The sequence below is a fragment of the Streptomyces sp. NEAU-YJ-81 genome (assembly GCF_017592595.1).
GTDB classification, from domain to species: domain Bacteria; phylum Actinomycetota; class Actinomycetes; order Streptomycetales; family Streptomycetaceae; genus Streptomyces; species Streptomyces hygroscopicus_B.
In genome coordinates, this window is sequence record NZ_JAGFNO010000007.1 from 15,760 (window position 1) to 41,459 (window position 25,700).

Below are 25,700 nucleotides of genomic sequence, written 5' to 3' on the forward strand. Positions count from 1 at the left end.
CGGAGAACGCGCGGCACATGTCGTTCGCGCGGGCGAACCATTCGACGCTGTTGAAGTGGCGTGGCTCATTCCAGGTCGAAGCCGCTCCTCAGCCATTCAGGTGAGGTGACAGGGCGCGTCCCCGTGCGAGCCCGGGCGGTGCGGTACGTAGAGCGGCATGGCCACTCACCCCGATCCCCCGCCGAACGCTGAGACCGTGAGCCGCGAATCCCTGGCGAACCGCAAGGGCTACAACGACCGCTTCCTAGGAACGGTTGTACCGCTGCCCGTGCCTGCCGATCCGGGCGTCGAAACGGTGATCCTCCCGTACACCAACTTCAGCGTCGTCTTCCGCCTGGATCGGCGACTGGCCGCGGCAACCGCCGTCACGATCGACGGCGCGAACCTCATCGATGTGCCACGCAATGACGACTGGCGCTTCGACCCTGGCCTTCCCGAAGCCCAGCAGGCCGGCCACCCCGTCTACAAGGACAACCCCCTGGACAAAGGCCACCTGGTCCGCAGACTTGACCCGGTATGGGGCACTGAAGCCTCCACAGCGGACAGCGACACCTTCCACTACACGAACGCCGCTCCGCAGATGGACATCTTCAACCAGGGCAGGCAACTCTGGCAGGAACTGGAGAACTGCTGCTCGATCACGCCGAAAACTTCGATCGCAAGCTGACGGACGCGTCCGCAAGGAAACACAGCAGGTCCCGGAACCCGAGAAGCGGCTCCGGGAAACGGTCGCCAAGCTCAGGATCAGCAACCAGAACCAGGAGCTCGAAGAGCTCCGCTGGCTGGTGACCAATCTGACCCTCGCCAGCGCCGTCCTCACCCAGGAACAGTGTTTGCCGGCAACCCCGTCCCGGCCCCCGACAACGTGATCCCGTTCCGCCCCACCACCAGATGACGGCGCCGATCTGCGAGGCCGCCCCAGCTCGAACAGACATCTGAGCACATAGATCCGTACGTGATGGCGCACGACGGAGTCGTACGCGACTGAGGACGTTCAGCCGTACTTCCCTCTCGATGAAGGGGGAAGTACGGGGAATCGTGCTCAGGCGGCGCGGCCGAGTTCGGTGCGGGTGCGTGGATGAACTCGCGGACGGCCGGCTCGCGCCGCCGCGGGCCAAGGAACTCGCGGACGTAGTCCTTGGCCCGGGAGGACTGGACGCGGGCGAGGATATCGACGGACCGCTTACCCAGGTCGAGGTTGCAGGCTGGAGACCCCGGATGGCATGGCGGCGGCCTGCTGGTTCCACGCGAGGGCCGCTTTGGGGTTCTTAGGTCGAGGAAGATTCCGGCGGCGTCCGCGGAGAGGCGGGCATGGTGATAGAAGTCGATCCAGGCGGAGCTGCTGGAAGCCTCTGCCTGGCTCAGGAGGTCCTCGGAAGCCTTCAGGGCCCGTCCGGAGAGTGAAGAGACGCATGCTCGATTTCCTGTGGGCCATGGTGGTCTGGCTGGTGCAGATGGTGGGAACCTGGGCCGTGGTCGGGACCGGTCTTATCCTGCTCTTCCTCCGCACCTCCTTGTCTAAGTTCGCCCTGGCCCGTTCCCTCGTCACCGCCGGGGTGGTGCTGACCCTCGCCCATCGGTTCGGCTTTGCCACCGACGGTCTCTCTTTTGCGGACGGCATCATCGGCAAGTACCTCGTGATGGGCGCCGTCGCCACCGTCGTCTTGCTGGTACTGGGCGCGGTCTACGTGGCAGTCGGGCGCCTCGGTGCCCGAAGGGCCCGCCTCCGGCGGCTCGTTGTTGTACGGACCGACAGCTCCAAGATCCCCGGGCCTCTCGCGGTGATGCTGCTCCTCCTTGCCACCACCGCATTCCTCGCCTGGGTCATGGAGGCCGTTGAGGAGTACGAGAACGGCTTCATCCGTGTCGTGAGTTTCGGCATCGTGTTGCTGCCAGCCGGGGCGTTTCTGCTGCTCGTCCCGTTCAGCGTCAGCGGTACCGTCTTCAACGCGGCCAACGCTCACCCGGCCTTGCCATCGCTGGCCGCCCCGTTCGTAGCGGGGGCGGCGGTGGTCGCCGACCGGTTCGTTGGTGGGGTCATCGCCACCCCTGAGAACCTTAAGGACCCCCTAGCCCTCACCGGCCTCGCTGTGGTCATCGTCCTCAGTGCGGTCGAACTGGTGCTCCTCCATCGCCGGGGCCACGGCCTCACCTGGGACCCAGAGGGCGAGACAGGTGATGCGGCAGAGGACAGCGGTGCAGGGGCTGGAACCGGGACTGTCTGACTGGCGCCTCTCTGAGTGGGATGGGCCCACGTCCCCTTCACGTCGTAAGTGTGCCTGTGTCACTCTTCTTTGTCGGCCCGACAGCACCGTGTGAACGCGGGCGAGCGGTGACGGATTCTGGCGGGGGAACGGTGAGTTCAATCGCGGGGGATTGGGGTTTCGGCTGTGCGAACGCGGCGTGCTGGTCTGATCTACCTGTCATTGGCGCTGGTGGGGGTGTCCGGTGCGCCGGCGCTCGCCCATGAGGCTGGACTGGGAGCTAAGGCGACAGCAGTATCCCTCTTGCCGACGCTGGCCAGCACGTACCTCGCTTGGGTGGCGTTCCGATCCGACCGTTCCGAGGCCGCCGCAGGCGGGGAGCTGGGAAAGGTCGTGGATCATCTGGCCGCCGCCGTGCGAGGTCAATGGGAGGCCGAGGCACGCGTACGTCGGCTAAACGATCCATATCCGCTGCCGGTGTCCTGGGATCCGGCGCATGCAGACTTAGTGGAGGACTGGGCACGGCTGAAATCGACTGCGATCAGTTGGCCAAGCACGCTGCTATCCGATCGGGCTGGATGGGCTGCAGGCCCTGGAGAACTAGCAGGAACAGATGCGGAGATCGCCGAGGTTCTGCTGCGGAAGGTTCCCACCGGCCGGTTGGTGGTTCTCGGTGCCCCGGGTTCAGGTAAAACCGTGCTCTTGATGCGTATGCTGCTGACACTGATCGAGCAGCGGTCGCCTGGAAGTGCTGTCCCCGTCCTGTTCTCCTTGTCTTCCTGGAATCCGGCCAAGCAGCATTTGGATGATTGGCTGAGCGAGCAACTCGTCCAAGACTACGAGGGACTGAGGAAACCGGCCCCCGGCTCCTTAGAACAGATGAACTGTGCTCAGGCGCTGCTGGCCCAGAGGCTGATTCTTCCGGTGCTGGACGGCTTCGACGAAATCCCTTCAGTCGTTCGTACGGCGGCCTTGGACCGGATCAATGCGGCACTGCCATTGGGGCAAGGGGTGGTCCTGTCCAGCAGGGTCCGGGAGTATCGTGAGGCGCTTTCCCCCAATAACTCCATCCCCTCAAGGCTCGTCGGGGCGGCGGGAGTCGAACTGCGACCGCTAGATCCCGAAATTTCCGCTGCATATCTCAGGAGAGATTCCGGCGGTGAAATGACCGCCGCGGCGGCGCGCTGGACCCCAGTGCTTGAGCGACTGCGTCGTGGCGAAACCCCAATCGCCCGGGCCCTCAGTACACCGTTGATGCTCTTTCTGGCCCGCATCATCTACAACCCCCGGCCCGGCGAACACAGCGGATTGTTGCCTGACCCGGTCGAGTTATGCGACCGAGAGCGTTTCCGCACCTCCATAGAGATCGAGAGGCATCTCTTTGATGCCTTCATCCCGGCGGCGTACCGACCGCACCCCGATCCCAGGAAGCGCTGCCGTTGGCGGGCGGAGGACGCGCAACGCTGGTTGACCTTCTTAGGCACCCATCTGGAACACCGCCTGCGGGGAACGACTGACCTGGCCTGGTGGCAGCTGCGATACGCCACCCCGGCACCTTTCGTCGGCCTTGTGTTCGGTCTCGCGAGCGGCTTGGTGGGCGGACTCGTTGCCGGGTTTGGGGCAGGGATCGGGATCGGGTTCGGTGCGGGGCTGGGCACGGGCATCCTCCTGGGCTTCGGCGTTGGGCTTGCGGTCCGGAGGGTGAGTGCGCCAGGTCGCGGACCCTTGAGCGGCCTGGCAGGTGGTTTGGCGGGCGGACTCGCTGGCGGGCTGGTGGCAGGGCTGGCGAGCCAGATCGGCATCGGCCTCGCCGTCGGACCTGCGGGTGGAATCGCGGCCGGACTTGGAGTAGGGCTCGCGGTCGGTCCCGCGAGTGGACCAAGAGGCAGCGTGGCCGGCGGTTTCGTCGGAGGGACGGCGGCTGGCCTCATGTCCGGACTTGGTCCGGGGGCCCCCTCGGGAATCGTCAACGGTGTCGGAATCGGCCTGGCAGCCGGGCTCACCGCTGTGCTCGCAGGGCGCAGCGAGCCAGCGCAGCGACTGCACTGGTCCCCTGTCGGCGCCGGTGGTGGACTGGCGGTCGGTCTGGCGCTTGGCTTGGCGGCCGCGATCGTCGCCGGACTCTCCGCAGGCATTGTCGTCGGCCTCGTCACCGGCGCCGTCTGCACACTCATCGCAGGGCTCACAGGGGCGCCGACGAATCTGACAGCAGCAGGTGATCCGAACTCGGTATTGAACCGGGATTTCCGCACCTTCGCGGTCATCGCCCTGGCCACGGCCCTGGCAATTGGGATGATTGTCGAATTGGTCACTGGGCTGGCGGTCACCACGGAGAAGCGACTGCCTACGAGCTCTGCTGTGTTGCTCACAGCCGGGATCGTTCCGGGTATCTGGATGGGACTTGTTTCCGGCCTCGCGCTGGGGCTTGCCCAGGCCGCCTGGGGGGTCTTCGGCATCGTGCGGTGCTGGCTGGCCTTGCGCGGCCAACTGCCATGGCGACTCATGAGCTTCCTGGCCGACGCCCATGAACAACGAGGTGTTCTACGTCAAGTGGGAGCCGTCTACCAGTTTCGCCACGCAGAACTGCAGCGCCGACTGGCCGCCAGGCACTGAGCCAAGCCGATAGCTCGGGAACCGGGCGCAAGCCTTCATCCCCAAGCGACCCAGCTACGTTGACGCTCTCGCCTGCCTCCCCGCCAGGTCTGAACACATCTACTTGACAGGGAAGGCGCCCGTCGCCATCCTTCTGTGGGCCACCACGAGCGGCAGCAGCATCGCCTTCGGCGGGCTGCTCAGCGCCCTGTACGGGCTGTCGTCCACGCTGGCCCAGCCGGTCAAGGGACGCCTCATGGACCGCCACGGCCAGAGCGCGAATGCACCTTCCGGCCGCCCTGCTCAACTCGGCCCTCCTGGTGGCCCTGCCCGGGGCCGGACTGTACGACGGACCGGGCCTCGCCACGGCCATCGTCGTCACCGGCGGCCCGACCACGCCGCCCCTGGAGGCCGGGCTCCGGGCGCTGTGGTCGAGCGTGCTGCCCGATCCCAGGCTGCGGCACGCCGCCCTCGCGCTCGACACCGGCACACAGGGCCTGCTGTACATCTCGGCCCCCTGCTCGTGGCCGCGCTCGCCTCCGAGTACAGCCCCGCCGTCGCGCTCGCCGTCACCGCCGCCCGATCCGAGGCCGGCACAAGACGCCCTGATCAAGGCGCAACCCCCTTAACATTTTAACCCTTTTGAGGAGATCCATTTATGGCCGTTGTTGGTAAGTCCGGCTATCAGAAGTTGTGGAATGGTCCTCCATCCCATGAAGATCCACGGACTTCACTTGGCTCCCAGTCCGCGTAGAAGTCGGTTGGTGGCTCATCCAGCTTGACCTCCTCCGCAAGCCCCCCCAGCTCTTCAAGTTCCTCGTGCTCGACACGCAGGTCGCAGGCTGGGCAGGTGAAGACGAACGGGGTGAACATGACCGCCCACTCATCCTCGTCCACGTGCGTGTCACCACTAAGCCAGCCCTGCGAGTCGCATGCCGGGCAGGTTGCGGGCTCGTCGTGTTCGATGTAGCCGGGAGAAGAGACTCGTGCAATCGTGCCGAGGACGAGCTCGCGTTCCTTCTGGGGCAAGTGGCCGTAACGTTCAGAGAAGACATCCTTGGCCCGAGCAAGTTTGCTCTCCAGCCGGACACGGACAGCTTCCACGTTCTCTTCGAGAAGCCGGTCGTGCAGGGACTCGTAACGGCCCCAGTAGGAAGTGTCGATCTTGAGCTCGACGAGCAAGGGGTCGATCAGCCGGAGACACGTGGTGAAGACGGCATTGACCTCTGACCGGTCGTACATGCCACTGTGTGCGACGCCGTTACGAGCATTGGCTAGCGGTCCAAGCGCCCGCTGATCGACCGGCATCTTCTTCCGCAAGATCTTCTGCGCTCGGGCATGGGCTTCGGCCAAGCCGATGGTCTTGACCTGCTCCGCGGGAACCGAAGCGTGTGCCCCGTGACCCGTCGCGTGGAGCAAGGAGTTGAAATCCTTGCCCTCCACTACGAGAGCCGGGTGGAGGCTGGCCAGGTATGACTTGAGGAGGTGCTCGGCAGCGATCCCGGCGTGGTGGACCGCCAGGTCATGAGACGACGGGCCTTCGGCGAGCGCGGCGAAGGCCGCGATCATCCATTTGCGCGAAGAGAGCTTGAGCCGTTCAGAGTCCATGGCCAGGACACTAGGCGGCTAGAGCAAACCCATTGTCGGAATTTTGGTGGCGCTCAGTAGTGCCACCGGCGACATGTCCGCTCCTGCCCCAGCGCCGAGCAGGTCGAGGTCGCAACGGCAGCCGTTCTCGCGGTCTGGACCGTGTTCGGGCAGGAGAACCAGGCCGCAGTTGCTGGTACAGCGGGCTGTTCCAGCTTGCGGAATGCCCCCTGCCTGCGCAGTTGCTGTTCGGCGCTGTGTCTAGGGCTGACGAGAGTTCGGTCTGAGTCTCGGATGTCAGTGGTCTCTGGAACCATCGCCCGTCATGAAGCAATGTAGGTGTGGAGATACGACCGGCCGCGTGACGCCAGCAGCCATTCCGGTAGGCCAGCATCACCTTGCCGAAAATCAGACGACAGGCCCCTCCTCCTGGGCGGGCTGCATCCTGGCTTCTCACCGGGAAACTGGATCATGAGCGCGTCGAGGGCGAGCTCCATGCGGGCCAATGCCCTCTTCCGAGCGCGTGTGGCCGACCTGGGCGGCAAGGTTATCGAAACCGAGTGGCTCGGCACTCGGAAGCCTCACCGAGTGAGATGCAAGGCGGGACACGAGCACACGACCTATCCGACCAATGTCCTGGCTGGCAAGGGCATCTGCCGCACCTGCAGCAACCAGGCGCGTTCCCAGGCGGCCGAGACAGCTTTCCGGGCACGGGTGGCTGAACTTGGCGGGATCGTGCTTGAGGAGAGTTGGCTTGGCAACCACGAGCCTCACCGAGCTCGTTGTGTCGAGGGGCACGAATGCGCACCGCGACCGGCCCATGTACAGCAAGGTGAGGGAATCTGCTCCACATGCGCTAGAAACAATAAGCAAGTGGCCGAAGAAGCATTCCGGGGCGCTCTTGCACGATTAGGTGCAACCCTCCTTGAGCCGATTTACCTAGGCTCAGGCGAGCCGCACCGGGTTCGCTGCTCCAACGGACATGAATGCCTTCCCAGACCGGGCCTGCTGCGACTTGGCACAGACATCTGCCAAACCTGCACCGGCAGGGAACCAAAGGTTGTAGAAGCGAGGTTCAGGGCACGCATCGCGGAGTTGGGAGGCGTCGTTCTTGAGCCACGGTGGCTAGGAGCGGGTACGCCGCATCGAATCCGATGCGGTCAGGGCCACGTGAGTTTTCCGTACCCGTCAGCTGTCCAACGAGGCCAGGGGATCTGCCGAGTCTGCGCCGGAAAGGACCCAAATACCGCCGAAACAGCCTTCCGCGCAAGGGTTGACAAGCTTGGAGGCACGGTCCTTGAGCCGAAGTGGCTCGGTAATCACGCGCCGCATCGCGTGCGGTGCATCAATGGGCATTTGGGAACACCCACCCCGTCTAACGTGCGAGCAGGGTGCGGCATATGCCGCATCTGCGCAGGGAAGGTATGGGACGTCTTCTACGTCGTCACGGATGACGTAAGCGAGATCGTCAAGTTCGGCATCACTTCCGGAGATCCACGTCTACGCCTGTCTCACCATAAGCGTCACGGACTTGACCAGATCGTTCGTTTGATCGAAGGAAATTCCAAAGTGCGCGAGCTGGAGAACGTCTGTCTAGCCGCAATGCGTGGCACTGGAGAAATACCCGTCCGGGGACGCGAGTACTTCCACATAACCGCGTTGGGAACCATTCTGAATCTCGTAGACGACTGGGTCGATACGGATCGGCAGATCTCATGAACGAGCACGTCATCCCCGGGAGTTGCTGGTACGCCGAGATGTTCCAAGGTGCGGAATGCTCGGCCCCCCACCCGCCGTGTCCGATGCCAAGGGTGCTCGGCGGTGCACGCATCTTGGCGATGCGCACGGTCTCGTTGCGCTCGATCAGGGCCGGGAACGGTCACTCGTCGGGAAATGTCAGCGGCGCGGCATAGAGTCCCAGTCTCGGTGGAGCGACGCGGTCACGGGGAGGGGAGCCAACGTGGGGGTCCGCAGGTGGTCTCGGTACACGGACGATGAGAAGTTGAGGCTTGCGCTGGGCCTTGAGACGGTTCTTCGGGAGGGGGGTGCTCCCGACGCGAAGGCGTTTCGTGCCCGAGGCGATGAAGGGGTGCTCATTGAGGTTTCTGCCCCGCCGTATCAAGGAGACCTGGACCGCTACGGTCGCGCGCCTATGAACGTCCGCAAAACTTGGGTCGAGGGAGCGGTTCGGGGAATCCGGCTGCTTGGCGAGCGGGTTGGTGTCGACCTGGCCTGTCAGGGGGAGCACGCCAAGTACAGCGGTGATCCAAACTCCGGTATTGCACCAGACGGTGCGTCAGGATTCGTGCACATTACGGTCCCGTGGGCAGACGCCGATCACCTGCTAGCCGCGCTTGCGGGTGTGGCGCCGATCGTCCCAGCAACGGTGCCACGGCCAGACCCGGCTGCAGTTGAGGCGCGCGCGAGTGAAGTCGGTGAATCAGCCGAAGTGATCGCGTGTATGGAGATGGTCGCTGCTGCGGGCGCCGCTCTGACACGGGCCGTAACTGCCCTACGCTCCGCCGCGCGCGAGGCCGGCGTAGACACTTACGCCGCTTCACGTCACCGTCTAGCGGCCGTCCGTGGCGCCGTTCCGTCGAGCGCTGACCATCGAATACCCGGCCCTGACATCTACGACCCGTTCTGGGACGACCCCGTCGGCAGGTATCTCATCCAAGTCAACTATCACCTGACCGGCCTGCGAGGCGTCGAGACATCGAGACTCTGGGACGTCGTCTTCGCGAGCCGGAATGACGGCCGGCACCAGGACGGTGAGTACACATTGGAAGAGGCCCACATCGCCGAGGCGATCGTGCGGTTCGAGCCCGGGGTCGACTACGACCGCTTCCGTGCCTACATGCACGTGATGCGTGTACACGCGACCGAGCGGAATTATGCTGAAGCGCGCGAACCTTCTCTTCGTCTTGAGCGTGAGGCTGCTGAGCAGGCCAAAAGGGACGCTGCCCTGCGAAAGATAAAGAAAGAGCACGAGGCTGCGGCCCGTGCGCGAGAAGCGCGCGCTGCCGCTACTACGGGACGGAAAGCGAGGGTGGCCCAAGCTCGGGCCACCAAGCCCAAAGACGTGTTTTACGTTGTAACAGGCACGGACCTGGAAACCGGAAAACCGGGAGTTAAATTCGGTATTAGCAACGGGACCGGGGAGGTTCGGCTGTCGAGGCACGCCCGCGACGGCTACACCACCCGCCACCGACTCTTCACCGGGCTTCCCGCAGGGATCGCCCGAGAGGCGGAAAAGGGGATGCTGGCGCGCCTTAAGAGTGCAGGTCACCGGCCACTGCACGGGCGTGAGTATTACCCGCAGGCTGCCCTTGGACTGATTCTGGACTCGCTCGATGGGGACCTGACGCCTACTGCCGAATCTGTGGACAAGGAAGTAAGGGCACTGACCGTCTGATCTCGCGACCATCGCTGGCTTGACATCAGCCGAGGGCGCCCCTGCAGGTTTTTGTCCAGTAGGTTATTGGTAACCCCGGCTATCGGAAGTTGAGGAATCCTTGGCCGTACGACGGCGCTTACTCCCCACACGTTGCTGCCGTGAAGGTAAGAGGTTGTCTCACGTGGTGATGTCGTCAGCTGCGGCATGATGTCTCTTCGTGAGTGCCGATCTGTCGCAGCGGCTGGTTCCTGACGGTCTGTGGGAACTGGCCGCCCCGTTGCTGCCGTCGTTCAACTCCCGTCCGCAGGGCGGCGGGACCGCGCCGCTGGACGAGCGTGCCGTGCTCACGGCGGTGGTGTACGTGCTGACCAGCGGGTGCGCCTGGCGGTATCTGCCGGATACGTTCGGGGTGTCGCCCACGACGGCGGACCGCCGGTTCACCGCGTGGACCGAGGCGGGGCTGTGGCGTCGGTTGCACCGGGCGGTCCTGGACGAGCTCGGCGCCCGGGGCGAGATCGGCTCACCTCGGCGATCGTGGATGGCGCATCGGTGCGGGCGAAAAGAGGGGGCGCTGACCGGGCCGAACCCGGTCGATCGCGGCAAGAAGGGCAGCAAGCTGCACGTGCTGTCCGAGTCCTAGGGCATCCCGCTCGCCGTTGCCGTCTCCGGCGCGAACACCCACGACAGCCTCGCCCTCAAACCACTGATCCGCGGCATACCCGCCATCCGGTCCCGGCGCGGACCCCGTCGGCGCCGCCCGGTCAAACTCCGCGCCGATAAAGCGTACTTCTCCGCCGACCCCCCTCCTGACTGCGTGAACTGGGACTGGTCCCGTGCATCGCCCGGCCGGGAATCGAATCCGGCGAACGACTCGGCCGGCACCGCTGGAAGATCGAGAGGTCGATCGCCTGGCTATTCGGCTACCGACGCCTCACCGTCCGATACGACCGAAAGGGCTCCCACTTTCTCGCCTTCCTCGGCCTGGCCGCCGCCCTAACCTGCTACAAGAAGCTCGCGAACTCACCACATGAGAAACTCTCTAAGGGAGGCCAGATTCTTTCTCCGTTCTGTCGAGCAAGTTAGAGATAAAGATGCGATCCGGCTTCCCTGCAAATAGATAGAAGAGGGACTCTGGAACATATCCTGGTTTGCGAAACCAGTTTCGCACGCGAGCTCCTTGGCCTTGGTCGTCTGCAATCTCGCCAAGTATTGTCTCAGTGTCCTCGTAAATATGATGCAGACGGAGCCTCCTTGCCGATCGGTTGGACATAAACTCAGTGAGGACTGTATTGCCACTAGAGGTTATGCTGCGACTCCAGGCGTTCAAGGACTGATTTCCTGGACCAAGTATGTCGTTAACCGCATTCGATGCCTGTACCCAGTGCCAGACCTCCAGCAGTGTGGCATGTTCTGCGCCTTGCTGAAATGCCGCTGTGATGTTAACGAAGAAGCGTGCCATTAGGATCGCGTTTCGCCGTACGTCAACGGGTACTTGGGTGCCAAGTACGGCTCTTACGCCTTCGCGTAGCAAAAGATCGGTGATGCTGACGGCGCCCCTGCCACGCGGGGCAACATGGCAGGCGCTGAGGATGACGACTGGAGGCGGCCTTTCCAGTCCAAGTTCAATGCAGATTTCTTCCCCGATTACGAGTCCGGCGCTGTTCTTGCCCAGCGTACCGTGAGCACTGATGACCAGGAAGTGCGGCGCCTCATCAGCTACAGCGCGGCGTAGCTGATCAAGACTCAAAGTCTCCACGATTTTCATGGTGGTGCCGCTTGCCTCAACCTCCACATTTTCGCGTGCAGTACGCCACCCGATACGCGAAATTTGCCCAACAGGATCGTGTGCCGGGATGCATTCGGCAACCAAGACGCGAATTTTACGGTTCAATTCGATGGGGATCGAGGGGCCGAGCTCGTCCTGGACGGTCCTGAGGAGTGGCATCATTGGGCGGTAGGCGATTGGGATTCGTGCAGACAAAGGGGCAGTGTCACCGGGCATTCGCAGTAGCCCAATTGGGAAGTTTGTAAAAACAGTGAGCGCACGGGCGCGTCTGATGATCTCGACGACTGTTTGGCTCCACAAGGGCTTGGCAGCTTCATTGAGGCGCTCCAGTAACCGCCTGACGCTTGCTCCGCTTTCGGTTCCACTGAAATGTCGCTCCAGTTCTGCTAGGACAACAAAAGCTTCTGGAGGGACAGACGGGAGCAGGAGACCAACACCGCCTTGGGCGAGAGCATGATGCGTGGTAACAAATTCGATGGCAGCACGCTCAGTAAGCTCATCCGATCGCAGATGCATATCTGGCGACCAAGTATCCTCTGCATGCAATGGAGAGAGAGGTCGTGCACGCGAACGCAACTCAGTGTCGTATGCGATGCGTGCGTATGCAGGAGCGACTCCTGGCAGGGCCAGTGTTACCGGTATGCGCACCCGCGCCTCGGCGTATGCGCGAGGGAAATCTTGTTCTGCCTGCTCGTCGTCCGCGCCTTCTCGTTCAAGATGCGCAAAAGCAGAAAGAACCGCCTGTTCGTGAAAGGTCCGCGCCGTTAGAGAATCCAGTTCATCGAGCGAATTAATCTGTGTCTCAGTAGAGTCCCAGTTCATTTGGCGGGCAAGCCAGCGACGAGGTAGATCCATAGGAGCAGTGTCGAGACGGCGTGTCATTTCTGGCTCACGTCCCAAATATTCAACATCGGGTCTGTAACGCTCGCGAATTTGTTTCCAGTGGCTTCTTATGCTTTCATTTGACATTTCGGAATAAGTGATCGAGGGGAAGGAAAACCCAAGCGCTTCGGCGCGCCTGTCACACTCCTCTGCGAGGTGGTCCGGGCAAACTGTCAGCACCGGATCGAGGCCAGACATGAAACCCGCGCAATGCTCTTGGTCAAAAATCTCGATAGGGACCAGCAAGATTTGGTGACCGAGATTAAGTTCTTGACTCATCTTTAGCGCTGTGATCGAGATGTCAGCCAGTTGGAACACCGTATTGGGCAGGTGCAAGCAATACCACAAACCGGGCAACGCCGCAGACGCGGCGCGTGACAACCCATGCGGAATGGTGACCTTAGCGCCTTCACCTAACTGACGGTAGAGGAAGGGGCTGTAAGTCTTTGCATCGAGATCTTCGCCCTCCTCAAAGACGACTGCGTACATCGGCATGGGCGGTGGCACCCACCCGTCCGTCGGTGATCCGTCTGAGCTCATTCGCGATCTCCAGGTTCGCTGTTCCTGCTCGCTGCGCCGCTCTTGCGGCGCTTCCCCTGTAGTACAACTGTGAGGGTTCTCAGGATGTCACCACAAAAGCGCGTGTGCATGGATTTAGGAGACGAAGGACAGCAGGTCTGGTGGCAGTTACATAGCACCGATCTCCAGCACCGCCAAACACCGCATCGCCACCCATCCTCGTCCCTCGCATGCCATCCACTCCAGCGAGGTACTCGTGGCGGACGCTCCACACAGCACCATCGGCACCTTCGCCAAGTCAGACCAGAACCCCGTACGGCGCACCCGGTCAGCGGCGGCGGCTCAGTTCAGTGGCGTAGTCGGCACCGAAGCCCTGGCTCTCGCGGGTCCAGTTGTCCCCGGTGGACTGGTGAAATCCGAGCAGTCGGCTGATGACGACGGCGGGCAGCTCCGAGGCGATGTCCATCAGCGATGCGTGGCGCGCGAGCTGGGGCGGGACGCCGATCGCCTTCAGGCGCCGGCCCAGGGTGTGCGGGTCGATCGGCTGTCCGGGGTAGGTGCTGTGGAACAGCCACTTCGGTTCCCTGAGCGGGACGGTGGCCGCGCGGCCGTTCCGTCGTTCGGCGAGCTGGCGGATCAGGTCGTCCAGGGGTGCGGGGATCTCGACCGGGACTCGGCCGAGCTTCAGAGTGAGCGTGTCGCCGCGGTCGACGATGTGCTCGGTGGTGAGGCGGCTGATGCGGCCCACGGGCTGGGCGAACAGCAGCAGGAGCAGGCCAGCGGCCCGGTCGGCGACCTGGAGTTGCTCGTCGTGGACGAGGCGGCGGACCAGGTCCCAGCGTTGGTCCTTGCCGATGATGCGCGCGGCGAAGTAGTTGCCGATGACCGGCGCGGTCAGTGGTCGACTGTGGCCGCGTCTGCTGGTCCAGTGCAGGAATGCGCGGACCGTGGCGCGGGTGATGGGGCCGCCGCTGAGCCAGGCGTCGATCTGGTCCTGGCTGCAGGTGGCCAGGGTGGTGCTGCCATCGTGGAGCCATTCCAGCAGGCGGGCCACGTTACGGATCTCGACCCGGACGGTCTCGGCCCGGCCGTGGGTGACCAGTTGCCCGGCGGGCAGGCGGCGGAGTCTGCGCAGGGGCTGCCAGTTCGTGTAGTTGCGCAGGATCCTGCGTTCCTCGGCGGACGTGACGCGGGCGATGGTCTTGGCCAACCAGCGTTCCAGTCGGGCCAGTTGCTCGTCCCGGGCGGGCAGGGCTCCTGCGGCGACCAGTGCGGCGCGCAGGTACTCCACGGTCGGTGCGGCGGCGAAGCGGTCAAGGACCTCGTGGGTGACGGGTCCGTTCTCCACGGCGAGGGCCTTCAGGACGGCCCGGCGTGCGGGAATCTTGTGGATCCAGTGCAGCACGGTGCGGGGCGGCGGAGTCAGCAGCGCCTGGAAGACCGGTTCCAGCTCCGGGCGCATGAGGCCGCCCGGCGGGCTGAGTACTTCACGCAGGTCAGCGGCACGCGCGCAGGCGGCGCATCGTCCATGCCGGTAGAGCCGTTCGACGCAGGCGCACTGGGTGCAGGGACGGTGGGCGGCGGGGTGCCTGGCCCAGCAGGTCTGGCACAGGGGCTCGCCCTCGGGGGTCCGGCCGCTGGTGCGGAAGATTCCGCCGCAGCCGCCGCAGGGCTTGGGCTTGTTGCCGCAGTTTCCGCACAGTGGTTTGCCGGTGGCGGTGCGGTTGTTGACGCGTCGGTGCTTTCCGCAGTTGGCGCATACGGCTTCCTCGCGCTCCTTGGCGCTGCAGGGCAGGCACTTGGGGGCGTTGGTGGCGGCGAAGTAGCAGGGGCGGAGTTCACCGCAGGTCGCGCAGAGGGCGGTGGGGATCTCCCGGCAGGCGGCGCAGACTCCGCCGTCGTCAGTGCGCGAATTCCTCAAGCGAAGCGCGCCGCAGACACTGCAGGGCCTGTGGTTGAAGGGGTCGTGCTGGCGGCAGGTGCCGCATACCGGCTGGCCGTCGAACCTGCGGCCGCCGATCGGTCGCGAGCGTCCGCAGGCCGCGCAGGTCACGATCTTGGAGTCACGCCAGCACGGCCCGCAGCAACGCAGGCCGTCACGACGCTCCTTCAGGTCGGTGGAACGCTGGCAGAACGGACACGAGGGGACGACCACGCCCTGGGCTCCGCGATCGATCAGCGCCTGGGCCAGGGCGGAGATCTTGGGTGGCCCCTCGGCGCCGCGTCCGGTCAGCAGGTCAGGGGTGTCTTCCAGCGCCCACAACAGCCGGAGCTGGCCGGGGCGGGTGGGGTCGATCTGGCGGATGGCCTGCTGCGCGGTCGTGGGCGAGATGCCGAAGGGTCTGGCGGCGATCAGTTTGGCCAGTTCCTCGGCTGGGTCTGTGGAGCCCCAGGGCGGATGGGCCCGGCAGCGGGGCCGACCGGCGCGGTCACGCCCGGCAAGGGTGGTGCTTCCGCAGATCACGCAGGGGTTGGTCCGCGCGAGGCGGCGGTTGCTGCAGGCGCTGCAGATGCGTGCGCCGTCACCGAGACCGGTCAGCGGACGCTCGCGCCCGCAATCGCCGCAGCGGGGCAGCACCAGCCTTTCGGCGCCGGCCTCGCGCAGCGCCCGGACGAGCCGTTCGATCGCGCGTGGTCCCTCGGGACGACCGGACGTCAGCAGGTCCGGCCTGGCCTGGAGGACGTCGGCGAGCGTCCGCAGTTGGGGTCGCTGGCGGAAGACCGTCCGGAGCACGGCGGTGACGTCGATCCGCTCGCAGGCGGAGTCGGCCGACCGGACGATCTCGCTGATCACGATCTCGGGCTCGGTAGCGGAACGCGGCAGCTCGCCTTCGGGCACGACCGGCGCCTACTCGGGCACGATCCGGGCCCGCTTGGGCCGGAAGTCGCCAAGCCTGGTGTCCTTCCCGGCCTCCGTTCCGCCGCCGGCCGCGGCACTGCGACGGCGCCCCGAACCGGCCGCCGCGACGGGCTCGATGAGTTCGTCCATGCTGCAGCCCAGGATGTCGAGCAGGGCCATCAGGGTCTTCAGGCTCAGCCGCTCGGGCCGTTCCACCACCAGGCGGTAGGTCTGGCTGGGCGACAGGTCGATGCCGCGTTCGGCCAGCAGGGGGCGCAGGTCGGTGGTGGAGAACATGCCACGGGTGGCCATCACCTCCCGCAAGTGCCAGCGGTAGTCCAGTTTCGGCGTCACATCGTCTCCCTACTGTCCGCCCTGCAGGGCCTGGTCCAAGACCTTGCGCATCATCGTGTTCATGAAGTCCCCGCTCACTCCGGTGTAGAGGGCGGTCGTGGAGGCGTAGCGGTGGCCGACCTGGCCCTGGATTATCTTGAGTTCGCTGACTCGGCAGGCTGTTGACCTGTTCGTTTGCGTCGCGGTCGTTGTCCGTGACGTAGCGGATGAGGGCATTGAAGGGGCCTTTCAGCACGGGCCGATCGTTACCGACCTTTGATTGCCTGCGCCCGCCCGTGGTGGGCTGGTGCGGGTCGTCGCGGCGCGTTGTTCACCGAGCGCACGGGCGAGTTGGTCGCGAAGTTGCTGGTTCTCCTCGGTGAGCCGCTGGATGCGGGCGTTGGCGGCTTCGAGGCGTCGCAGCAAGGACGCGTCGGATGTGCGTTGACGTGCGGGAACCGGTGATCTGGGTTCCCGGCGGTGTGCTGCCCGTAGTCGCTCGATCTCCGCTCGCAGATCTGGCTGGGCATAGAGCCACGACCGGGAAACTCCGGCCTGCTTGGCGACGGTCTCGAAGGTGACGGGCTCGCCCGCCGCGTCGAGGGTGCGGAGGGCCTGGATGGCCTTGGCGCGGGTGTACTCGCTGCGGCGGCGGGCGGCGTGGACGATGTGCTGGCTGTTGTCAGCTCGCATCGGCGGTCACCTCCGGCCGCCCGGGGTCGTCTTCCAGACCGGTGATGATCTTCTCCAGGTTGCCGAGGACCTGCCGGTTCATCTCGACCACGCGTGCTTGGCCGCGGGCCTCGGCGGCCGAGACGATCTGCAGCAGCTGCTGGCGTTGCTCGCGGTGCTGCGGCAGGAATTCGGGGGTCGTGACGAACATCGGGCAGGTCAGGCATGCATTGGCATGCGGGCATGTCCGTTGCACCGGCAGGCCGCAGTAGCCGTTGGGCAGGGCCTGGGTCACGCGCCCGAGCCGCTGCTTGGCCCAGGTGGCCTCGGCCAGGGGGCCGTCGGGATCGACGGTGACGCTTTCGCCCTTGATGTTGACCTTGCGGGCCTTCTCCCAGTGCCGGCGGACGGTGGAGTCGTGCAGCCGGGCATAGTGGGCAGTCATCTCGCCGGAAGAGTGATCGAGAAGGACGCGTACGACTTCCTGCGGGACGTCCCGGTTGATCAGCCTGGTTCCAAAAGTGTGGCGCCATTGATGGGGTGTCAGATGGACCGGCCGGCCGTGTTCGTCCCGGACGTCACACCGCTCCAGCCAGCGATCGAGCTGGCCTCGGTAAGAGTGCGTGGTCAGCGGCCGTGTGCCGTCGGGGTTCATCCGTGGCGCCGGGAACAGCCACCGGCTGCCGCCGGGCCAGCGCTCAAGGACGCGCTGCTGCTGGGCGGCGATCTCGCCTTCGACCTCCTCATCGATGGGGACCAGGGCTTCGCGTTTCATCTTCCGGTTGAGGTAGCGCAGGTAGGCGGCGCCGTCGCCGTCCCGGATGATGCAGTCGAAGGACAGGTGGCAGGCGTCGCCGACCCGCAGTCCGCAGCGCATGAGGATCAAGGTCAGCGCCCGGCCGTCGGGAGTGTGCCAGCGGTCGAGGTTGGCGGGCTGTTCGACCTGGGCCATCACGTGCTCGGCCAGCGCGCGGGGCAGCCGCTTGTCGGGGCGGGGGAAGTCGTCGGGGTAGTAGGTCGCGTTCGCTGGGAGGCTCTGGTCCCAGCCGTGGCGGCGCAGGGCGTGGAAGAAAGCATTGAGCGAGCTGATGTCCCGGCTGCGGGAATGAGTTGATCGCGGGTCCAGGGCCAGGTCGGCGAGGTAGCGTTCCAGCACGGTCCGGTCCACGCGGGCGAGCTCATCGGCGGCGACGCGCGGATCGGCCAGGAAGCCGGAGAACCGGTTGAGGGCCAGGATGTCGACGACGGCCTGGTTAACGCTGCGGCCGATGCTCAGCCGCCAGCGCACGAACCGTTTGGCCAGCTCGCGCAGCCACGGCTGGGCGATGCGGTCGAACCGCAGCCGGGCCCTGGTGCCGTCGATCCCGAGCCGACGCAGTTCCCACACATCGCGCGGGAACTCGCTCTCCCAGCCGCTGCCGTGGACGAGGTCCTCCAGGTGCGTGTACGCATACCGAAGGAAGGCCAGCTGACCATTCTGGCTGTGGCTGGAGCCGCGTCCGGCGGCGTAGTACTCGCTCCACCGCTCCATCGACCACTCCAGCAACGACGCGGTGCCGCTGGCAGCGACCAGCCGGATCACCGGGGCAACGGCCGAGCTGTGGGTGTTGACCTGGCGCTCGTCGTGACGGCGCTGGAGGGCGTATTGCAGCTCCAGCCGCAGCTGCCGTTTCCCCTCCAGCGGCCGGAAGTCGAACCGGTCGTCCCCGGCGGCCTCGCAGCGGCGCACGAACTCCTCGATCTCGGGGCTGCCGACGGCATACCAACGGGACTTGTGGTTGTGGCAGAACGGCGACCTCCCCTGGGCCCACAGGGTGCAGAACGACAGCCGACAGACCCGGCGGTCGCTGTCCTCGACAGTCGGCAGGCTGGCAACCCACGTCCTCTTGTGGGGCTTGCCCGCTCGCTCCCAAAAGCCGTGGTGGCGCACGCACAAGCCCTGCCGAGCCGCCCCAAAGCGGCATCCGGCGACGGCGCATGCCGTCAGTTCCGACCGGCCGACCGGGTCGGCCCCGGGGTCTGCGATAAACGCTTCGACGTCCGGTTTCCCGCGCCGCTGCCAGCGGTAGTAGTGGCCCTTGCAGAGCTGGCGCGTGCGGGGCTGGCGCGGACATCCGGGGACCCGACAGGAACCCAGATCGAAGATCAGTTCCCCGGGGGCGGGGATGAACACGTCCACGCGGAACTCCGGCCGGATGGCGGCCATCAGTTTGCCGAGCAGCCCGGCGCCGGGGGCCGGAGCGGCAGACATCGCTTCGCTCACCAGCGCACCTCCCGGCCGGTAAGGAATCCTGCGGCCTCCAGAGCTCGGCGGGCGTCCTCCACGGACAAGTGGCCGTAAATGTCATGCGTGGTGGCGATCGAGGAATGTCCGAGCAAAGTGCTGACCACTTCGATCGGCAACCCTTGCCGCAGGAGCAAGGTGGCTCGGGTGTGCCGGAACCAGTGCGGGTCGAAGTCGAACCCGGTTTCGCGCCGCAGCCGCAGCACCAGGTCATAGACGGACGCGTAGGTCAGCGGGCGCCCGTAGGAGCCGCCCCACAGGTTGACGAACATGTAGTCGCTGTCCAGGTCGCCGTACTCACCGTGCAGGTAATCGGCGTAGAGCCGCACGATCTCGGGACCGACGGGAACGGTGCGCGGACAGACGGACTTGGCCCGAGCCCGGTTGTCGTTGACCCGCGGCATCACGGTCAACTCGCCTTCTGCCACGGCCAGATCCTCGTGGCGCAGGCCCAGGGCTTCGCCGATCCGGATCCCGGTCTCCCACAGCAGCGCGAATAGGAACCGGTCCCGCAACCGGGTGCAGGCGTCCAGGATCGCCTGGACCTGGGTGGCGGTCAGGAGCGTCGGATGCGTGCGGGGCGTCTTCAGCTTGATCGTGCGGCGGCGCTCGGGCTGGCCGCCGGCCAGGTGATAGAGGAACGGCTTCCAGCCCGTGCGCCGGGCCCGGACCGGCTGCAGCTCGGTGACGAGATCGCCGAGATCCACACCGTGGCGTGCGTGGAAGACGTACAGACCGCTGACCGCGGACAGCTTCCGGTTGACCGTGGTCACCCCGCAGTGATGCGCCGCCGAGGGCAGCAACGTGACACCACCGTCGCGGCCCGCGGGCGGCAGCCGGAGCCAGGCGACGAACTCGCCCAGGTCCTCCAGCCGGACCTCGCGCCAGTCCAGACCACGTCGGTCGAGGAAGACGAACCAGTCCTTCAGATCATGGGCGTATGCCTTGACCGTGTTCGGTGACCGCTCGATGTCGGTCAGGTAGGCCAGGTATCGCTCGATCGGCTCGACTATGCCGCCCTCGTCGCCGAGGACCGTCCACGACTCAAGCGGCGAGTCGGGCATCAGCACCCGTTGCACCAGCATCAAACCCCCCAGGGGACTGCGTGATGGACGGCGGTAGATAACCATCTCCACCACACAGTTCTCCGCCCGTCCCAGGCTCGTGCTGCACGTCGTGGACACACTGCTGAGGACTCAAGAGAAGCTGAACGAAGGCCGGGTCTGCGCCGTCCTCGATCTGGTGGGTCACGTGGCTGTGCCGAAGGCAGTGCGGGACCAGGTCCTTGTCCAGGCCCAGCGCGTCGCGGTAGGCCGCGAACCGTTCCTCGATCTCGCGGGCCTGGAGGCGCCCACCTCGTTCGGTCAGCCACAGCGCCGACTGCTCGGGCGCCGACGCGTAGCGGGGCCGGGCGTTGATCACATAGTCCTCGACCGCTTCCACCGCCCACGGCATTACGCTCAGCGTCGTGCGTCGGCGCGGCGGCGACCCCTTGGTCCGCTTGCCGTAACGCACGTGCAGCGAACCGAAGTTGCCCAGCTCCGGGGCCTTCGGGTTGCGGTAGAAGTCGGTGACGTCCAGCCGCGAGGTCTCGGTGCAGCGCGTGCCCCAGCCGTACATCAGCTTGAACACGGTGGCGTCCCGGTAGGCCGCGAGCGCTCCCTTGCGCCCCAGCCGGATCGCCCGGTCGACCTGGGCGTCGGCGTGATCGAGGAAGAGCTGGATCTCCTCCCGCGTCATCGGACGCCGCTGGGCGCCACCCTCGTAGTCGACCAGGTGCGCGACGGTGTTCCACTCGTGGCAGATCTGCACCGGGTGGACCCCGAAGCGCCTCTCGCACTCGGCCGGCCACTGATAGTGCGGCGAGATGACGTAGTCACAGAACATCCGGATCGCACCCTGGTACCCGCGGATCGTCGACTCCGCCCGCTTCAACTCGGCGATCAGGTACGTCATCCACTCGTCGAGATCGGACGCCGACCACTGCCACGGATACGCGTTGGTGTACGCGGCGAAGCGCCGCACCGCGCTCTGCCGGTCGCTGATCGTGTCCGGTTGCAGCCGTCGCCCGCCGCGCTGCTGCCGTCCCCAACCTTCGAGCATCGCGTCGAAGACCGCGTCCTCGGGATGCAGCAGAGACACGCCTTGGAGCAGCACGAGTTGCGCTGAAGCCTCCCGCAATCCCGCTCCGGGCATCCCTCCACCCCTCCGTTAGCCGCACGAATCATGCATCAGATGCACTCACACGCGCAACACCCCAGGCCACTGGCCTCAACTTCGAAGAGAGGTACTCGGCATGAAGCCGCAGAACACCAGCTCAACCGACTCTGGATCACGCATCCAACGCAATTCCCCGCAGTCCCGTACACAGTGGACCGTGGAGCACGCGTGCTCCCACCAGGTGGTTCATGACCTGTCCGGCCGCCCTGCCGACCAGCGGGCGGGATTTGCCCGCTGGCTTGCGGCGAAGGACTGCTCTGTTAACTGCACCATCCTCACCTCGTTGGTCACGGCATAAGAGGCCACGATCAAGGAGCAAGTGATGGATGTACGCGCTCAGTTGTTGGAGGGACGACGGGCGATCCCTCGTCTCGGACGAGTCGTGGAGGTCAACCGGGCACTGCGCTTGCCGAGAATGCCATCCGCCCTGATGGGGCCAGTGCATGGGGTGCGGCGTGCATCGGTCGCGATGGCTCGAGTCGGCGCTCTCGCGCGCCCGACAGTCTGCGCGTCATCATGATCGACCGTGCTGCTGCAACTGGCCTACCTGGGCATGACGGACGCGTTCGCGATGCTACGTCCGCTGCCGGTGAGCGACCGAGACACGGATGTGGAGATCCCGACCCTGCGCCACCAGCTCATGGTGGTGGCGCGGCACCTCGGCAAGGACAGGGTTCGGTGCACTCCAAGCGACCGGGCCTTCCTAGCCGGCGGCGCTGCTGCATCGGCCGCCACGGGAGATGCTGCGCGAGCCGCGTCTGGTGGTACGCCCCGTCACGGTGCTGCGCCAGCATCGCGGCCTCATGGAGCGGCGGATGCAAACCTGCCGACGTGAACTGCCGGACCGGACGTTGATCTGGAATCAGCGGCAACTGCTCTACGCTCTGCGGGAGTTCGAACAGTTCTATCACTCTCATCGCGCCCACCAGGGCATCGCGAACGCCCGGCCGCCGCACCCGTTGCCCACGCCGATCACCGATCCGGAACAGAACACCGGCCCCGACATACGAACGGGTATCGCCGAGGTGAGTCCAAAAGCCGCCAGTAGTTGATCTTGAGGTTCTGGCCGGTCCGGCCGTCACCCGTTCGGCTCAGTCTCGTTGGTGGTGATGTTGACCATCGTCTGGGCCCGGGGCGGGATTGTGACCTCGATCGAGCGGACCGCGTATCCGCGGTTCAAGCGGCTGATCACCGCGCATGAGCTGCATCTGTTCTTTGCGCCGACCCGGGAGGAGGCGGCGTGGGCGGCTGAGCGGATGGATTCCGATGGCCATCAGCTCGCGCTGTTGCTGGCATTGAAGTCCTATCAGCGGATGGGCCGGTTTCCGAAGCCGGACGAGTACCCGGAGATAGTGGTCGACTTCGTCCGCCGTGCGGTGGAGATACCGGAGGGCACCGTGCCGTTTTGGGCGACGGGCCGGACCGCCGAGCGGCAGCGTACGGAAGTGCGCCGCTGGGTGGGGGCGACGTACGACCAGGCCGCAGCCCGCAGGATCGCCAGGGAGTCGATCCGGAAGGAGGCCGCGGCGAAGAACCGTCCGGCCGACCTGATCAACATCGCGCTGGAGAAGGTCGTGGGGGCCGGGCTGGAGCTGCCGGCGTTCTCCACCCTCGACGCGATGGCCTCGACCATCCGCAAGGAGGTGAACGCCGCGATCTGCGCGGGCATCCACGACCGGATGAGTGCGGTCCAGCGGGCGGGTCTGCTGCGGCTGCTGGAGGAGCGGGACGAGGACGGCACCACGCAGTACAACCGGGTGAAGAAACAGGCCCAGGCCCCGAGCTGGTCGCACTTCAAGCAGCTGGTCACCCAGCTGGACTGGGTCGATGCCCTGGGCGACACCGCGGTATGGATGGACGGCGTCGCCTCGCGGAAGATCACCGACTTCGCCGGGGAGGCGGACGCGGCGGACGCCTCCGAGCTCAAGGCGTACGCCCCGGTGAAGCGGGTTGCGCTGGTGGCGTGCCTGGTGCACAAGGCGAGGATGCGGGTCCGTGACGATCTGGCGACCATGTTCTGCAAGCGCATGGCGACGAAGGTCAAGAAGGCGAAGGAGGAGCTGGAGGAGATCCGGCTCGCCGAGCGGGAGATGACCGAGGCGCTGATCGGCAACTACCGCAGCGTGCTCAAGGATATCGACGAGGGCGGCCCTGCCCAGGAGGCGCTGGCGAAGGCCGCCGAGATGACCGTCGGGGCCGTGGCCGCCCTTCAGGGGCTGGACGAGAATGCTCCGCCTGCGGAGGTCGCCCGGCGCCTGGGCGGTGAGGTCTCCCCGGCCGTCCTGGCCCTGATGAAGGCCCTGCTGGTGCAGTCCGGCGGGCTCGGCGCGGTCACCAAGACCGTGGAGGGCTTCGGCGGGTTCGCCAAGCAGTACGAGCAGATCGAGAAGGTCTCCGCCCACCACGGCAACTTCTGGGAGGTGCTGCTGTACGGGCAGATCGGCCGGGACCGGGCGCTGATGTTCGACCTGGCCGAGAAGCTGGAGTTCACCGCCACCTCGGAGGACGGGCGGGTGCTGGACGCGCTCGCGCACGCGCGGCGCAACGAGGCCGCCCGCGGCGAGTACATCAGCGCGATCGGCGAGGACGGCAGGCGGGTTGCCATCTCCTTCGCCACGCAGAACTGGCAGAAGGCGGTGGTCGACAAGAGCAGGCCGGGGCAGTTCGCCCGCCGGCACTTCGAGGCGATGGTCTTCACCTACCTCGCCGAGGAACTGCGCACGGGCGACGTCGCGGTGGTCGGTTCGGAGGAGTACGCCGACTGGAGCGACCAACTGCTGCCGTGGGGGGTGGTCGAGGAGAAGTTGCCCGCCTACCTGGTGGAGGTCGGCCTGGCCGAGGACGAGGACCAGGCCGCTGCCTTCGACACCGCCTCCTTCCGCCGCCAGCTGGAGGACCGGCTGCGGGCCGCCGCTGCGGCGGCGGACGCCGGCTACCCGGACAACGAGAGCCTGGTCATCGACCCGGCCACCGGCATCCCGTCACTCAAGCAGCACCGGTCCGAGGGACAGCGGCCGTCGGCGAAGCGGCTGGAGCAGGAGATCAAGGCCCGGATGCCGGAGCGCACGCTGATGGGGATTCTCGCGCGGACCGCGTATTGGGTGGAGTGGTGGCGCCGCTTCGGCCCGCCCTCGGGCAACGACCCCAAGCTCGCCGACCCGTTCGGCCGGTACGTGCTGTGCACCTTCGTGAAGGGCACCAACATGGGCCCGTACGAAGCCGCTCGCCACATCCCCGGCGTGAGCGGGCACGAGCTGGCGTACACGGCGAACCGGCACTTCTCCCTCGTGCTGCTCAACGAGGCCATCGCCGACCTGGTCAACGCGCACGCGCGCCTGGATATCTCGCAGGCGTGGGGCGACGGCACCGCCGTGGCCACGGACGGCACCCACATGGACACCTACCTGGACAACCTGCTCGCCGAGACGAGCGTGCGGTACGGCAAGCCGGGTGGCATCGCGTACCACCACATCTCCGACACCTACATCGCGTTGTTCACGCACTTCATCCCGTGCGGGGTGTGGGAGGCGGTCTACATCATCGAGGGCCTGCTCAGGAACGCCTCCGAGGTCAAGCCCACGACCGTGCACGCGGACACCCAGGGCCAGTCCCTGCCGGTCTTTACGCTGGCGCATCTGTTGGGCTTCAACCTGATGCCCAGGATCAGGAACTGGAAGGGCCTGACGTTCTACCGGCCGTCCAGGCAGAGCGAGTACGTGCACATCGACGCCCTGTTCGGGGAGCCCGGGAAGAACGTCATCGACTGGGATCTGATCGAGTCCCAGTTCCGGCACCTGATGCGGGTGGCCGTCTCCGTGCGCGAGGGCGTCATCTCCTCGGCGACGTTGCTCAAGCGGCTGCGGTCCGGGTCGCACAAGAACGCCACCTACACCGCGTTCCGCGAGGTGGGCCGCGTCGTCCGTACCGTGCAGCTGCTGCGCTATCTGACGGATGCGCCGCTGCGCCGGCGGGTGACGGCCGCGACGAACAAGGTCGAGTCGTTCAATCGGTTCTCCCAGTGGGTCGGCTTCGGCAACCAGGGCGTCCTCGCCGACAACGACCCCGTCGAGCAGGAGAAGACGATGAAGTTCAACGCTCTGCTCACGAATGCGGTGATCTTCCACAACGCCCTGGACATCGCCCAAATCGTCCGCCAGCTCCTGGAAGAGGGATGGGACATCGACCCCGAGGACCTGGCCCAGATCTCCCCGTACCTGACCGAGCACATCCAGCGGTTCGGCGAGTACTCAACGCACGAACTCGGCATCCAGCCGGAGGCGTACGACCCGAAACTTGACGTCGACTTCGCCCCGCTGCGCGAGCCGGACCAGACGGCCGTCGGCTTTGGCCAGGCCGCCTGATCCGGCCCACCGGCTTCAACTACA

Annotated in this window: 15 protein-coding genes and 1 pseudogene; 8 read left to right on the forward strand and 8 right to left on the reverse strand. The window is 65.8% G+C overall.

Features of this window, described 5'->3' with window-relative positions:
- Positions 1 to 196: 196 nt before the first annotated feature.
- From J5X86_RS17960 to J5X86_RS17975, 4 genes are all read left to right on the forward strand, one after another.
- Positions 197 to 667: a DNA/RNA non-specific endonuclease gene (locus tag J5X86_RS17960; RefSeq protein WP_308124602.1), complete on the forward strand. Its 471-nt coding sequence runs from the start codon at positions 197 to 199 to the stop codon at positions 665 to 667.
- A 745-nt stretch (positions 668 to 1,412) separates the two neighbouring features.
- On the forward strand, positions 1,413 to 2,225 hold the full coding sequence (locus tag J5X86_RS17965) for a hypothetical protein (protein ID WP_208517807.1): 813 nt from the start codon (positions 1,413 to 1,415) through the stop codon (positions 2,223 to 2,225).
- Between the two features lie 372 nt (positions 2,226 to 2,597).
- Positions 2,598 to 4,817 carry an NACHT domain-containing NTPase gene (locus tag J5X86_RS17970; RefSeq protein ID WP_208517808.1) on the forward strand — a complete coding sequence of 740 codons (2,220 nt, stop codon included), beginning with the start codon at positions 2,598 to 2,600 and terminating at the stop codon, positions 4,815 to 4,817.
- 260 nt (positions 4,818 to 5,077) lie between these two features.
- A complete protein-coding gene (locus tag J5X86_RS17975; protein WP_208517809.1) occupies positions 5,078 to 5,425 on the forward strand; it encodes a hypothetical protein in 348 nt (115 codons plus the stop codon).
- Positions 5,426 to 5,480: 55 nt separating this feature from the next.
- On the opposite strand, the gene J5X86_RS17980 is transcribed toward J5X86_RS17975, so the two are convergent.
- Positions 5,481 to 6,404, reverse strand: a complete 924-nt coding sequence (locus tag J5X86_RS17980) for a hypothetical protein (protein WP_208517810.1) — start codon at positions 6,402 to 6,404, stop codon at positions 5,481 to 5,483.
- A 1,981-nt stretch (positions 6,405 to 8,385) separates the two neighbouring features.
- On the opposite strand from J5X86_RS17980, the gene J5X86_RS17985 reads away from it, so the two are divergent.
- Positions 8,386 to 9,798, forward strand: coding sequence for a hypothetical protein (locus J5X86_RS17985; protein WP_208517811.1), 1,413 nt, complete (start codon positions 8,386 to 8,388; stop codon positions 9,796 to 9,798).
- A gap of 199 nt (positions 9,799 to 9,997) precedes the next feature.
- Positions 9,998 to 10,863, forward strand: a pseudogene (locus J5X86_RS17990) (IS5 family transposase).
- Here the strand turns inward: J5X86_RS17990 and J5X86_RS17995 are convergent.
- The 7 genes from J5X86_RS17995 to J5X86_RS18025 form a co-directional block, all read right to left on the reverse strand.
- Positions 10,820 to 12,943: a CHAT domain-containing protein gene (locus J5X86_RS17995; RefSeq protein WP_208517812.1), complete on the reverse strand. Its 2,124-nt coding sequence runs from the start codon at positions 12,941 to 12,943 to the stop codon at positions 10,820 to 10,822. The pseudogene J5X86_RS17990 and the gene J5X86_RS17995 overlap by 44 nt on opposite strands.
- Positions 12,944 to 13,295: 352 nt before the next feature.
- The gene (locus tag J5X86_RS18000) at positions 13,296 to 15,806 is read right to left on the reverse strand and encodes a hypothetical protein (RefSeq protein ID WP_308124603.1); all 2,511 of its coding nucleotides are present in this window, start codon (positions 15,804 to 15,806) and stop codon (positions 13,296 to 13,298) included.
- A gap of 9 nt (positions 15,807 to 15,815) precedes the next feature.
- A complete protein-coding gene (locus J5X86_RS18005; protein WP_208517813.1) occupies positions 15,816 to 16,160 on the reverse strand; it encodes a helix-turn-helix transcriptional regulator in 345 nt (114 codons plus the stop codon).
- A 228-nt stretch (positions 16,161 to 16,388) separates the two neighbouring features.
- Positions 16,389 to 16,832 (reverse strand): DUF6262 family protein, encoded by a 444-nt coding sequence (locus tag J5X86_RS18010; RefSeq protein WP_208517814.1) that lies wholly within the window; start codon positions 16,830 to 16,832, stop codon positions 16,389 to 16,391.
- Positions 16,822 to 19,074, reverse strand: a complete 2,253-nt coding sequence (locus J5X86_RS18015) for a site-specific integrase (protein WP_308124604.1) — start codon at positions 19,072 to 19,074, stop codon at positions 16,822 to 16,824. The genes J5X86_RS18010 and J5X86_RS18015 overlap by 11 nt, the downstream gene beginning before the upstream one ends.
- Entirely contained in the window at positions 19,071 to 20,180 is a 1,110-nt protein-coding gene (locus J5X86_RS18020) for a tyrosine-type recombinase/integrase (protein WP_243980714.1), read from the reverse strand. Before J5X86_RS18020 ends, J5X86_RS18015 begins: the two co-directional genes overlap by 4 nt.
- Positions 20,140 to 21,237, reverse strand: coding sequence for a tyrosine-type recombinase/integrase (locus J5X86_RS18025; RefSeq protein WP_308124606.1), 1,098 nt, complete (start codon positions 21,235 to 21,237; stop codon positions 20,140 to 20,142). Before J5X86_RS18025 ends, J5X86_RS18020 begins: the two co-directional genes overlap by 41 nt.
- A gap of 818 nt (positions 21,238 to 22,055) precedes the next feature.
- Between J5X86_RS18025 and J5X86_RS18030 the strand changes: the two genes are divergently transcribed.
- On the forward strand, positions 22,056 to 22,367 hold the full coding sequence (locus tag J5X86_RS18030; RefSeq protein WP_208517816.1) for a hypothetical protein: 312 nt from the start codon (positions 22,056 to 22,058) through the stop codon (positions 22,365 to 22,367).
- A gap of 57 nt (positions 22,368 to 22,424) precedes the next feature.
- Positions 22,425 to 25,676, forward strand: a complete 3,252-nt coding sequence (locus J5X86_RS18035; RefSeq protein WP_208517817.1) for a Tn3 family transposase — start codon at positions 22,425 to 22,427, stop codon at positions 25,674 to 25,676.
- The last annotated feature ends 24 nt before the right edge of the window (positions 25,677 to 25,700 follow it).